The following is a 12,685-nucleotide window of genomic DNA, read 5'->3' as shown; positions in this document are numbered from 1 at the left end:
TACCATTAAAAAACGAAGGATTTCTCCTTCGTTCACTCTGCTGCTTGCGCAACTGGTACTGCATTCGGTTTTGGTAATGGTTTAGCGAACTTCTCTTTGAAGTAGCTGATAACAAATGAAGTAACTGCTATGGAAACAATGGAATAGATACCTTTGATAAGGCCAACTGAGTAAAGACTGACCATGACAACACAGAAATCAAAGATAAAGTTGATTGTCCCAGGATTTGTTCCGAAACGTTTCTGCAGGAACAAGGCGAGAATATTTGCTCCTCCAAGCGATGCTTGGTTTGCAAAAAGGATGATCAAGCCAAATCCGACAATCAGGCCGCCAGCTACAGCTGCAACGATGCCCGGAAGTTCAATAGCGGGATAAAACGGATGGAGAAATGAGAACAACGTCAGGACTGATACAGATAGAATTGTAGTTACCGTAAAACGCCATCCCATATTGAAAAATGAAAAGATGTAGAATGGAATGTTGATGATAAAGAAGACGACACCGAAAGGCATAGACATGAGATATGATAATCCTAAGGAAAGCCCTGCTGTTCCACCTGTTACCAACTCTGCACTTTTGAGCATATACAAGCCAATGCTGGCCAGGAAACAGCCGAGAACAATTTTCAGATATTTTTGCGGCAAACGAATTGCTCCTCTCCAAGTAAAATCCATGTTGAAACACGCCCAATATGGACTATATGAGCGCTTATAATCACGACATCCTGTATCTTCACTTTCTATGTTAGAATAAATAACATAAGAAATGAATAGATTTTTGCAGGCAATATCTCGATTCGAGTTTCATAATGAAAATTATATGCAGGACTCACCTGCAATGTGAAAGGAAGGGTGTATATGGATCACATCGATCGCACGCTGCTGGAGCTATTGCAGCATGATGGCCGGATAACAATTAGTGAATTATCCAAGAAGCTTGCTCTAAGCAGGCCGAGTGTTTCAGAGCGGATGGCAAGGCTTGAGGAGCGCGGTGTCATCGAGCATTACACAGCCCGAGTAGCGCATGCGAAGGTTGGACTGGATATCCTGCTGTTCATCCAGGTTAGTGAATTGAAGATCCCTCATTTGGAGTTTGAAAATCTGATTGCAAAAGAAGAAGCTGTGCTTGAATGCCACCGGGTGACCGGACCGATCAATTATTTGCTCAAGGCAGCAGTCCCTGACATGAACGGCATGCGGGAATTAATTGATCGGCTGATTCCGTATGGGGCATTCAATACATCAACTGTACTGACATCTCCGGTAGCTTATCGAGCTTTGCTGCCTAGGGAAGATCAGTAATGCCTCCATTCCTGTTGGTAGATTTCGATCAAATGAGGATCAACTAATGTATTGGGGCGAAGTGTTACTTTCTCTCCATCTGCATTGGTGATTTCTTTATCCTCATCCTTCCCGAATTCTGTCATTCCAGGAATCATAGACGATTTTAAGTATTCGGTCGGTACAGTAACCTCTAGACTTTCTGGATCGATTGGATTTCTGCTGGCCATGACAAAGCCCCAGTTACCGAAACTCGGCACATCCAGATGCAGGTTTTCCGTTTCCAGCCCTGTTGCGCGGATCGTTTCGTCAATTGTCCAATAAGATTCAGTTGCGAACACCGGACTGGTCGCCTGAACGATCATCGCTCCCTCCGGATGCATGTGATTGCGAACCAAAGAGTAGAATTCCTCGGTATACAGCTTGTTCAAGCTCTCATCATTCGGATCGGGCAAATCGACGATGATAACGTCATAGACTTCGTCTGTTTCCTTCAAGTAAGTGAATGCATCCTGATTATGGATAGTAACTTTGTCATTCAGCAATGAGCGATTGTTCAAGTCGAGCAGCCTCGGCTCCGTTTCCGCCATTTCTGTAACAGCAGGGTCGAGGTCGACCAAGGTAATATCCTGAACATCATCATATTTCAGAATCTCATTTGCCGCTAAGCCATCCCCTCCCCCAAGTATGAGCACGTGATCATGCTGTTTGGCTTGGGACATGACCGGGTGGACAAGTGCATCGTGATAGCGATGCTGATCGAACGAACTAAACTGTAATCCGCCATTCAAATACAGCCGCAGATCATCTCCATCCTGGGTTAGAATGATTTTCTGATATTGGCTTTGTTCCATGTGAATGATTGGATCCTCATAAAGCTTCTGCTCGAATGAAAATGCCGTTGCCTCTCCAAAAAAGACTCCAAGTATGAGCAGAATTCCGATAACTACACCAACTGCAACATGCAAGGCAAACCGTTTAACTTCTTCCCGGAATAACCAAAGGACGACAAGTGCAACTACTAAATTGACTAGACCGACTAAAAAGGCTGATTTAACAATCCCAAATTGCGGGCGCAGCAAGAAGGCGAAAAGGAGACCACCGATCAGACCGCCTGCATAATCACTGAAAAGGACACGTGCTGTACTGCGGCCGATTGTCTCTCCGATCTCATTTGCTTTCCTGATGAGAATCGGCAGCTCTACTCCAGTTAGCGCACCAACGATTATTGTGACGAAATAGAGATAGAACGCATCTGTTCCGTCAGGAGTATATGCTGTGATTCCAAACATTGTAAAACTCGAAAAGCCCCCGATCAAGGCAACGAAAAATTCAATATAAATGAATGCTAGAATTAGTCGCTTTGTCACACGTTCACTTATGCTGGCACCAATCCCCATACCAGTCAAAAACAAAGAGATGGTGAGTGTATATTGCTTCACACCATCTCCGAGAATATAGGACCCAAGAGCCCCGAACAAGACTTCAAAAATAATACCGCAAATGGAAACGATACCGGAAGCCCAATAAATGAATGAGGTTTTATTTGTTACTTTCTGCTGCATGTCTTTCATCTCCGAACTGCTTTTAGCTTACGTAATAGACGCCCCGATGACGAACCCAAGCCCAACAGAAACCGCTAAGGATATAATTCCGACTGCGACATTGTTTTCTTTCAGCTTGGATTGAACAGAAAAGCGCCGTGTCACACCTTCAAATACGAAGTAGGCAATCATCTGCAGAACGACACCATATGCGCCCCAGATAAGCGTTTCCCAAAGTTCACTGCTGTGATAAATAGAGAATGACAGCACAAGACAGATACCGATAATCTTACCGCCAATCGATAAAGCCACAGCTGTATTGCCCTTTTCAATTTCTTCCCAATCCCTGTACTTATGCGTGATCAGTTCAAAGATGATAAGTCCGATGATGACGATCACAACTGCAATGATAAAGTATAGAAAAGTCGATAAAAATGGATTCATGATTCTATGCCTCCTTATAGGTTTGTTTATTTACCCGCATCCGGTCCGCCGCCCCGGTAGTTAGACGTACCGCGTCTTGTACTGCTGCCGCCTGAGCCACCGCCATCATCATTCGACCGATATGTCGACGTGTAACCGCCATAACAGCCGCCGCTCTGACAAGTATCCATTCTGTTCTGGCTCCAATTGTTGCCGAAGAGAGAATTCAACAGAGCAAATGTAAAGAATGTATTTAAATAGTTCGGTGAGTAGTTATTCCGCACAAATGTCCGGTCCGCTACTTCTATTAATGTGACATCTCCATCTTCATCACTCGGTTTCAAGGTTATGAAGACATCGTCATAAATCATTATCTGCTGTCCGTTCTTCTTGTCACTGATTTCATCAGGTCCTTCGGTTTGCTTGAACAACTCTTCCAATTCGTCTACTGTATAAAGGCGCGTTGCATACACATTTGCACTGCCACGTCTTTCACCGGAAATAACATCGAGTAAATAGAAGTTATTATCGATCAATGTTTCGATGGATTCCCCTACACTATTCTCAAACTCAGAGGTAACAGTCTCCTTATCTGGTTCATCCGGTATATCGCTGACAGAAGCAGTTTGCTCATCGGAATTACCGCATCCAGCCAAAATAAGAACAAATACAAGGTAAAAACCAGCCAGCCAGTATTTCATGAAGGCTCCTCCCTTCTTATTGATTTCCATATGTAAAACAGACAGACGAAAACCCTTGCTTCACGCAAGGGTCAGCCTGCCGATGGCTATGGCTGCTTATTCTTTACCCATTTTCTTTTTCAAAGCAGCTAACTCGTCGTCGACACCATTCTTATCAAGAGCAGCGAATTCATCATCTAAAGAACGATTGGACCGGGACATATCCTCGCTCGTCTCAGCCTCTGCTTCATACTGCAATACTTTTTCTTCCATACGCTCGAAGCCACCGCGGGACTCGTCACTGCCAATATTGGACATTGTTCGGTTCATCTTCGTACGTGTTTTGGCAGATTCCGCACGTGCTTTCAAGGAATCTTTCTTCAGCTTCATTTCAGCATATTCTTTTTTCATTTCATCTAATTTCTGACGAATGGACGCTACATCGCTGGATGCGCGCTCCCAAGATGCGTAAAGTGAATCCGCTGTCTGCTGATGCGTCTGCTTATCTTCCAAAGCTCTGCGCGCTAAATCATCATTACCAGCTTCGATTGCTGTCTCAGCCTGCTTCTGACGTTTATCTGCCATTGCCTTGGCATCATCGTATTTGCGTTTCAGCATCTTTTCATTTGCAATCTGCTTCGCTACCGCAGTTTCTGCTTCACGAATATCTGCTTCCATGTCACGCATGAACTGATCAAGCATTTTCACCGGGTCTTCTGCTTTATCCAGCATTGCATTCAATTCTGAGCTTACGACTGTTTTTACGCGGTTAAAAAATTTAAACATAACAATTCGCTCCCTTTAATTAATTTAATTTGAACCCGCAATGATTTTAATTTCACGCGGTTTTATTTCGTAGCCATAGCTGACTTCAATTTCGCTTCCCCAGCCTTCCAGACCAAGGAAATGCTCTTCATCCTCATCATAATAATCAGCAAAATGGACGATTGAGCCGTTCACATTACGGCTTCTTCCTTCACCGACGACTCGTGCTTCACCTTGCTCATCAAGGAAGTAAGTCCGGCCTTCGTGCGTCAGTTGCTTCGGATATGGTTTTGATACCGAAAGCGGGATTTTTTTATATATACCCAGCTCCAGTTCATCATCCATTTCAGCCGACAGCCATATGGTCGTATCCCCTTCCACCAGCTGGTAATCGAACCATTCATAATTCCCTTGTCGGGAAGTGATTTTTCCGACTACTTCATAGGTGACCAAGTCGTATTCGACGATGTCGCCCACTTGGATGGAAAGTGCATGACGTTCCCTTACAGCAGGACGCTCAGGGGACTTTTTCTTGAATATACGGGAAAGAATACCCAAAACCTTTCACCATCCTCTTATCTTGTATCTTATATACGTGCAGGGATACAGAAGGTTTCAAACTTTTTTCCTGCTTGTATCTAATTATACAGGTGTATAGCCGGACATGCATGGACTTACTACGCAAAACAGGATTATCAGAGTCAAAAGAAGGGGAAAATAGCTACAGATTGTCACAAAGGAGAAATTGTATGATCATCCGTTTCGGCTACGTATCTACTGCATTGAATTTATATGAAGCATCACCAGCAAAGACTATGACATTCGCCAGATGGTCTAAGCTAGAAAAAGAAGAAAGATTGGCACAGCTGCATGCTATCACTAAGGAAAACCTAGAGCGCACAATACGCATCCTTCACTACAATATTGCCCATCAAATCAAGCTTTACCGATTTTCATCCTCGGTTGCACCACTTGCGACCCACGAGGAAGTTGGATGGGATTATATCTCGCCCTTCACTGACTTGTATGAGGAGATTGGACGACTAGTGCGGGAATACGGTATCCGCGTGAGCTTTCATCCGAATCAGTTTACCCTTTTTACAAGCGATAAACCGCATATTACTTCAAATGCTGTTAAAGATATGCAATACCATTACAATATGCTGACTGCTATGGGATTAGAAGACGAAGCATATATCAACATTCATGTCGGCGGGGCATACGGGAACAAAGAACTTGCCCTGGAGCGTTTCCACGAAAACATCAAACAGCTTCCCGAGCCGATTAAGAGACAAATGACGTTGGAGAACGACGACAAGACGTATACAACAACTGAAACATTAGAGGTATGTGAGAAACACCAAATTCCAATGATGTTCGATATCCATCATTACATGGCAAATCATACAGAAGAGGAGCCATTAGAAGAGATTCTTCCGCGTTTTATGGCTACATGGAAAGACCGTAAACATGTACCGAAAATCCACACTTCTTCTCCGAAATCCGAGAAAGCATATCGCAGTCATGCTGATTATGTAGATGTACAATTCCTGATGCCTTTAATTAAGCATTTGAAAGAAATTGGCCAATCCGTGGATTTCATGATTGAGGCAAAACAGAAGGATAAAGCCGCGTTGCAGCTGGCAGAGGATGTCGCTCGCATACGGGGTGTGAAAAGAATTGGTGAGGCTACAGTAGAATTATAGGAAAACAGGCATTCCATCAGCGGAATGCCTGTTTTTATTTTACTTTGATTGCTTTAATGCGGGTTTGTAATTTTTTCTTATCATTAGAAGATTTCAGCTTATCAACAGCAGACTGAGCAGACTGCTTTGACTTTTTCGTTTTGTCTTTCTCCGCTTTCTTCACTTTCGATTTTGCGTCATTCAATTTCTTTGTTTCAGCCGCTTTCGCCTTCACTTTATCAAGACGCTTTTGGAGATTATCCTTATCCTTGCCGGATTGCAGCTCCTTGATTGCGCTCTGGGCCTTCTGGATATTGCTATCGCTGATTTTCTTCTCAGCGGCCTTCACCAGATCATTTGCTGTCTTGATCTGTGCCTGTTTCACCTTATCGATGCGTTTCTGCAAATCCGTTTTGTCTTTGCCATTAGCCAGCTTTTTCACAGACTTCTGCGCATCATCGACATTCTTTTTGGTTTTGCTTTTCTCTGCTTTACTTACTTTGTCTTTTACTTCTTGCACTAGCAAAGCTTGTTTCACCTTATCCAAACGTTTTTGCAGATTATTCTTTTCGTTTTTATCCGTCACTTTATTGATGGCCGACTGCGCTGCATCGATGTCTGCTTTCTTTTTGCTCTTCTCTGCCTTGGCTACCATATCTTTCGTTTCCTGCAGCGTGATTGCTTGTTTCACTTTATCCAGACGCTTTTGTAAGTTTTTCTTTTCCGTACTATCCGTTACTTTATTGATGGCCGATTGCGCTGTATCGATGTCTGCTTTCTTTTTGCTCTTCTCTGCCTTGGCTACCATATCTTTCGTTTCCTGCAGCGTGAGCGCTTGTTTCACTTTATCAAGACGGTTCTGAAGGTTTCTCTTCTCATTATTATCCGTTACCTTATTGATGGCCGTTTGCGCTGCATCAATATCGGCTTTCTTTATGCTCTTTTCTGCTTTAGCTACTACGTCCTTTGCTTCTTGCAGCGTGAGCGCTTGTTTCACTTTATCCAGCCGCTTTTGCAAATTCTGCTTATCCTTATTATTCGATAAGTCCGATACTAGCTTCTGTGCTTTATCATAGTTGTCATGACTTTTTGTCTTTTCAGCGAGCTGAACTGCCTCCATGGCCGATTGATATCCTTTATCCTGCTCGGACTGATATTGAACTAGCCCGTAACCGAAAAGGTTATCTCGGCCTTTCTGTCCAAGGTCCTTGCTATAGCGCTGCAAACGTGTGCGCAGCTGATCATTCGTTTCATTCGGATATTGTTGTTTTAACAGAGCGAGCATTGCTGATACATGAGGTGTTGCTTGGGAAGTTCCGCTCATCATCGCATAATAAGTACCTAGATAGGTGCTTATTATATCTGCTCCTGGCGCTGATAATTCCACCTTACTTCCAACTGAGGAGAAGGAGGCAATCTTATTTTTCGAGTCAGAAGCTGAAACAGCAATCACTTTGTCGAAGGCTGCAGGATAATCCAATGGATGACCTGCGCCCTCATTTCCGCTCGCTGCAACTAGCAATATGCCTTTTTGGTACGCTTTGTCCACAGCATCTTGCAGCGCCCTGCTCTTATAAGTAGTTCCCATGCTCATATTGATAATGTCCATCTTATTCGAAATGGCCCAATCGATACCTTCTAGTAGGTCCGATAGATCTCCTTCACCGACACTATCAAGTGCTTTGACTGCATATAACTGCGCATCTGGTGCGACGCCGTCGGTACCATATCGATTATGCTTTGCTCCGATGATCCCAGCCACATGCGTCCCGTGCCCTTCATCATCTTTATAAGAGGACGTATAGTTTACAGCTGAGTATCCTCCAGCTATCTTCAAATCTTCGTGCGGATAAATTCCGCTATCGATTACTGCGATTTTGACGCCTTTACCAGTCAAGCCTTCATTCCAAGCTTGTGAAGCTTGTATTGGAGTCAAGTTCCATTGCTCTAAAATTGGAGATGCAGCTTCTTTCACAGCCCGAATGGTTGTACTTCCGCTATCAGATACTGAAATCTTTACGTCCGGCTCTACATACTTGATGTCCAGATCCTCTTTTAATTCCTCGATTGTTCCAGAATCAGCGGTGATAGCGGCCGCCGGCAAATTATCATATTCCTTTTCGACTGCTGCATCACTTTCCTGAACCGCTTCTTCTCCCTGTTTATTTTCATACACGACAATCATCTGCTTCTCTTCCTCAGCATAGGTTTTAACAGCCGGGAACAGGAAAGTCAGACTCAGCAACAACGAAACAAAGAATAGGCTCTTAATTGAAACCTTCATCATTCGCATAATTTCCCTTCCGATTAAGTGAATTTCATGATACTTATATCGGTCCAAAACAGGAAAACATAATAGCAAATACATGAGTTTCAAAATAGATTAATTTCTTCTATTATCTGCTTCTAAATTTGGTTCGTCGGTTTCTTATATAAAGTGCCAATCCGGCCACAGCTAACATGACCCCTGTCGCAATCATATTGCCGATTGGGGAGGCAGTATCCGGCAGATGCTTTCCTTGTTGGTCTTCTTGATCTTCTCTGCCAGCCGATTTATATGTAAAAATAATCTCGTCTGTTTCCCTATTGAGTTCGTCAACCTGTTGCACAGGCCCTAATTCATTCTTTTCCTTTTTGCCAGAATCAGCCTGCTGCAGCACAATTCCTAAATCAGCTTTCTCCTTTTCGGTAGAGTCAGCTTCAACTGGTACATAGACTTGATTCTCATCAGTCTGATCGTCAGGTACTGAAATGTCCTGAGTTGTTTTACTTTCTTTATCATTCCCTTCTGATGTAACCGCTTGGTTTTCTCCGTTTTCGGATTGCTGCTCAAATTCGTTTATATATGCTGACAGTTCTTCAATGGTATTAAAATCCTCAAGCGTTAGATTTTCGGCAGCAAGCTGCTGGTCAAGCTGTTCTCGATTTATTCCAGCTTTTTCTAAAAGGAAATGAACAGACACTTCATTTACATTTTGATAGATTATGTCATTTACTTCGTTGAGGTTATGGTAGTTGTATAAATCGAAGCCATGTGCGGCAAACAAATCTGCCAGTTCATCTATTCTCAGTTTCAAATCATCTGCCAAAATACGTAATTCCTCGGCTGTAACTTTTTCTTCCTTCACTTCATCTCCTGTATTTTCGGAATTGCTTCTATCTGAGTCAATTGAGACAAGCTCTTCCTCCTGTACTGGAGCAGGATATTGAATCAATCCATAACCATAGAGTTCGTCTCTTCCTTCCTGTCCCAGGTCTTTGCTGTACTGCTGAAGACGCGTTCTCAATTGCAGATTGGTATCATCAGGAAACTTCTGTTTCAACAACGCGAGCATGGCAGAAACATGCGACGCGGCTTGAGACGTACCACTCATCACCCGATAATCAGAACCAAGATATGTACTTTGGATATCTGCTCCCGGAGCTGCAAATTCCACCTTGTCACCAACAGAAGAAAACGAAGCAATATTGTCGTTCGAGTCGGTAGCAGAAACAGCAATGACAGGCTCATAAGCAGCAGGATAATCCAGTGAATGACCAGTGCCTTCATTTCCGCTAGAGGCCACTAACAAAATTCCAGCTTGATAAGCCTTTTGTACAGCTTCTTCTAGCGCTTCACTTTTATCTGCAGTCCCCATGCTCAGATTAATGATGTCCATATTATTTGAAATAGCCCAATCTATTCCTTCTAACAAATCGGAAAGATATCCTTCCCCTTTATCATCCAGGACTTTAACGGCAAAAAGATCTGCATCCGGTGCTATGCCATCTGTTCCACGCTCGTCATGCTCTGCCCCAATAATACCGGCCACATGCGTACCATGCCCCTCATCATCTTCGTAGGAAGTTGTGTAATCTACAGTCGAATAGCCTCCTGCTATATGCAAATCCTGATGAGGATAAATTCCACTATCCAAAATGGCGATTTTAGCTCCTTTTCCTGTAATACCTTCTTCCCAAGCTGCTGGAGCCTGTATGGAAGCGAGATTCCATTGATCCAGAACCGGCGCTTCTGTCTGGTCAACCAAATCGCTAGCTGAAATACTGATTTTGCTGTCAGGCTCAACATATTTTATATCCGGGTCACTATTCAATTTATTAATTGTATCTTCTGTGGCCGATATCGCTGTAGCAGATAAGTTATTATACTCTTCCTCTACCGCAGCCCCGCTTTCCTGAACTGCTTTTTCTCCTTGAGAGTTTTCATAGATTACAATGACTTGTTTTTCATCCTCTGCATAAGAATGATGAGCAGGAAGTAAAAAAGCCAATCCTGCTAATAGTGTTACAGATATAATCTTATTTCTTAAAAGCTTTATCATTACTAGTTCCCCTTAACTAAGTAGATTCTCTCCTTTATATCGGCTGAAATCATTCAAACATAAAAGCAACTAGGATTTTTATATAAAAAAAGCAGACATGCAAAAATCAAGCAATCCATGCCTAAAGAACTGCATGGATTGCTTGATTCTAGGTTGAGAGAACTTAAGAAGTACAGATACGAACAGCTTCCTCTCTCTTATTCACTGTATATTCCTCTCCGACTTTGGCTAGCAGTCCAGTTTTATGAAGCAAGCGCTCAGGCTGCCCGTGAACACCAAGGAAAAGCAGCTGTTTATCGTCAGCTTCGTAATGATCGACGAGCTTATGCAAGGCCGCTTCGGCGGATGTATCCATATATGAAACCTTCTGCAGATCAAGGATAAGGGAATCTGGTTCTTCATTTATCGTCTTTTCCACTACTTCTTCCAAGATATCGGTGGATCCGAAGAACAAGGGGCCTTCGAATTGCCACATCCGTACGCCATCGGTTTCTTTTACATGGATTTGTTCGTCTTTTACAAAGAGTACGGTGCTCATACGTTTGACGAAAACAACAAAGGCAAGTAATAGTCCACAGCCGACACCGACAGTCAGATCAGCGAGTACCGTCAATGCGAAAGTGACAATCAGGATGAAGGAATCGAATGTACGCATTCTGATAATATGGGCTACTTCTTTACGTTCACTCATATTCCAGGCAACAACCATAAGAATTGGCGCCATGCTGGCGAGCGGGATAGCGGAAGCATAAGGAGCGAACAGAAGCAGGATAATCAGGACAAAAACACAATGCACCACACCAGATACAGGAGAGAAAGCATTACTCCTTATATTCGTTGCTGTTCGGGCGATTGCCCCAGTGGCCGGAATACCTCCGAAAAGTGGAACAGCGATATTCGCCACTCCTTGACCGATTAACTCCCGGTTGCTGTGATGTTTCGTTTTTGCCATATTATCTGCAACTGTAGCAGACAAGAGGGATTCCACTCCGCCCAATAAGGCAATGGCTACTGCAGATGGCAGCAGGTATATAATCTTTTCCAATGTAAAAGCGGGTAACTGGAGCTGAGGTAGCTGGCTTGGTATATCACCATACACACTGCCGATGGTTGCCACCTGTCCTTGGAAAAATAGAACCGCTACAACTGTCGATAGTATCAATCCTGCGAGCGCTCCAGGTACTTTCGGCAAGATCTTTGGCGTGAGGAGAATAGCAGCCAGTGATACGCCCGCAATAATCAGACTGTACATACTAATTGTATCCACAGCTGCAAGAAGTGCTTGCATTTTCTGGAGGAAACCCTCTTCTTGCTCTGCCTGGATGCCCGTGAAGTTCCCGATTTGCCCAGTGAAAATAATAACAGCGATTCCCGCTGTAAAACCGACTACTACTGGGCGTGGAATGAATTTTATCAAACTTCCGAGCTTGAGCAGACCGAATATGACGAGCAATATCCCAGCCATTATTCCTGCTAGCAGTAGATCCTGATAGCCAAATTGTATGACAACACCTAAGAGAATCGGAACAAACGCTCCAGTTGGTCCACCGATTTGAAACCTTGATCCGCCCAGCAATGAAATAAGCAGACCGCCGATGATGACTGTATACAGTCCATATTCAGGATTTACTCCTGATGCAATAGCAAAGGACATCCCAAGCGGAATGGCTACGATGCCGACAATGATTCCCGCAATGATATCCCGACGCAGCGTTTGCAGATTATAACCACTGTATCTTCCTAGTCTCTTCATTTCATCACTACCCTTCTTTTTGTTGTCACCTTATTTTTTCTGTCTGCATACATTGCAAGAAGCTTCCTGCTGCAACCTCCTTTACAGATTCATTGGAATTAAGTATTCGACAAATGCTGAAATTTGTATATCGTACCCATTGGCTATAAAACTTGCCATTCTCATAAATGAGCTCTTGCTTTCTTTAGTTTCTTAATCCTAACTATCTTCCTGCGCACATAGAAGCTAGGTTC

10 protein-coding genes and 1 pseudogene are annotated in these 12,685 nt (G+C 43.4%); 2 read left to right on the top strand and 9 right to left on the bottom strand.

The genetic code is table 11. The features are described from left to right. Nucleotides 1-32: 32 nt before the first annotated feature. Nucleotides 33-644 (bottom strand): YitT family protein, encoded by a 612-nt coding sequence (locus GZ22_RS13775; protein ID WP_245609675.1) that lies wholly within the window; start codon nucleotides 642-644, stop codon nucleotides 33-35. A 213-nt stretch (nucleotides 645-857) separates the two neighbouring features. Here GZ22_RS13775 and GZ22_RS13770 point away from each other — a divergent pair, with 213 nt between their 5' ends. Beyond that, nucleotides 858-1,301, top strand: coding sequence for an Lrp/AsnC family transcriptional regulator (locus tag GZ22_RS13770; RefSeq protein WP_038563623.1), 444 nt, complete (start codon nucleotides 858-860; stop codon nucleotides 1,299-1,301). On the opposite strand, the gene GZ22_RS13765 is transcribed toward GZ22_RS13770, so the two are convergent. The 5 genes from GZ22_RS13765 to GZ22_RS13745 form a co-directional block, all read right to left on the bottom strand. Then, nucleotides 1,295-2,854 carry a polyamine aminopropyltransferase gene (locus GZ22_RS13765; protein ID WP_099046369.1) on the bottom strand — a complete coding sequence of 520 codons (1,560 nt, stop codon included), beginning with the start codon at nucleotides 2,852-2,854 and terminating at the stop codon, nucleotides 1,295-1,297. The genes GZ22_RS13770 and GZ22_RS13765 overlap by 7 nt on opposite strands. Nucleotides 2,855-2,872: 18 nt before the next feature. Next, the gene (locus tag GZ22_RS13760) at nucleotides 2,873-3,268 is read right to left on the bottom strand and encodes a DUF350 domain-containing protein (RefSeq protein WP_038563617.1); all 396 of its coding nucleotides are present in this window, start codon (nucleotides 3,266-3,268) and stop codon (nucleotides 2,873-2,875) included. 26 nt (nucleotides 3,269-3,294) lie between these two features. Next, entirely contained in the window at nucleotides 3,295-3,948 is a 654-nt protein-coding gene (locus tag GZ22_RS13755) for a DUF4247 domain-containing protein (protein WP_038563614.1), read from the bottom strand. Nucleotides 3,949-4,044: 96 nt separating this feature from the next. Continuing rightward, the gene (locus GZ22_RS13750) at nucleotides 4,045-4,713 is read right to left on the bottom strand and encodes a PspA/IM30 family protein (RefSeq protein ID WP_038563612.1); all 669 of its coding nucleotides are present in this window, start codon (nucleotides 4,711-4,713) and stop codon (nucleotides 4,045-4,047) included. Nucleotides 4,714-4,737: 24 nt separating this feature from the next. Further along, nucleotides 4,738-5,250, bottom strand: a complete 513-nt coding sequence (locus GZ22_RS13745; RefSeq protein WP_038563609.1) for a DUF4178 domain-containing protein — start codon at nucleotides 5,248-5,250, stop codon at nucleotides 4,738-4,740. 191 nt (nucleotides 5,251-5,441) lie between these two features. Between GZ22_RS13745 and uvsE the strand changes: the two genes are divergently transcribed. Further along, nucleotides 5,442-6,398 carry a UV DNA damage repair endonuclease UvsE gene (gene uvsE / locus GZ22_RS13740; RefSeq protein WP_038563606.1) on the top strand — a complete coding sequence of 319 codons (957 nt, stop codon included), beginning with the start codon at nucleotides 5,442-5,444 and terminating at the stop codon, nucleotides 6,396-6,398. A 358-nt stretch (nucleotides 6,399-6,756) separates the two neighbouring features. Here the strand turns inward: uvsE and GZ22_RS13735 are convergent. The 3 genes and pseudogenes from GZ22_RS13735 to GZ22_RS13725 form a co-directional block, all read right to left on the bottom strand. Beyond that, nucleotides 6,757-8,664: pseudogene (locus tag GZ22_RS13735) on the bottom strand (S8 family peptidase); the annotation flags it as partial. A gap of 109 nt (nucleotides 8,665-8,773) precedes the next feature. Continuing rightward, nucleotides 8,774-10,699 carry a S8 family peptidase gene (locus GZ22_RS18080; protein ID WP_051748286.1) on the bottom strand — a complete coding sequence of 642 codons (1,926 nt, stop codon included), beginning with the start codon at nucleotides 10,697-10,699 and terminating at the stop codon, nucleotides 8,774-8,776. Nucleotides 10,700-10,862: 163 nt separating this feature from the next. Further along, nucleotides 10,863-12,452 carry a SulP family inorganic anion transporter gene (locus GZ22_RS13725; RefSeq protein WP_038563604.1) on the bottom strand — a complete coding sequence of 530 codons (1,590 nt, stop codon included), beginning with the start codon at nucleotides 12,450-12,452 and terminating at the stop codon, nucleotides 10,863-10,865. Between the last annotated feature and the right edge of the window lie 233 nt (nucleotides 12,453-12,685).

The organism is Terribacillus saccharophilus (assembly GCF_000725365.1).
Taxonomy (GTDB): Bacteria; Bacillota; Bacilli; order Bacillales; family Amphibacillaceae; genus Terribacillus; species Terribacillus saccharophilus.
Note: the sequence above shows the minus strand (reverse complement) of the source record. Positions and strands in the feature narration are given on the sequence as shown.

Coding starts and splice junctions, on each gene's coding strand:
- GZ22_RS13770 (WP_038563623.1), top strand. CDS start 858: ATGGATCACATCGATCGCACGCTGCTGGAGCTATTGCAGCATGATGGC.
- GZ22_RS13765 (WP_099046369.1), bottom strand. CDS start 2,854: ATGAAAGACATGCAGCAGAAAGTAACAAATAAAACCTCATTCATTTAT.
- GZ22_RS13760 (WP_038563617.1), bottom strand. CDS start 3,268: ATGAATCCATTTTTATCGACTTTTCTATACTTTATCATTGCAGTTGTG.
- GZ22_RS13755 (WP_038563614.1), bottom strand. CDS start 3,948: ATGAAATACTGGCTGGCTGGTTTTTACCTTGTATTTGTTCTTATTTTG.
- GZ22_RS13750 (WP_038563612.1), bottom strand. CDS start 4,713: ATGTTTAAATTTTTTAACCGCGTAAAAACAGTCGTAAGCTCAGAATTG.
- uvsE (WP_038563606.1), top strand. CDS start 5,442: ATGATCATCCGTTTCGGCTACGTATCTACTGCATTGAATTTATATGAA.
- GZ22_RS18080 (WP_051748286.1), bottom strand. CDS start 10,699: ATGATAAAGCTTTTAAGAAATAAGATTATATCTGTAACACTATTAGCA.
- GZ22_RS13725 (WP_038563604.1), bottom strand. CDS start 12,452: ATGAAGAGACTAGGAAGATACAGTGGTTATAATCTGCAAACGCTGCGT.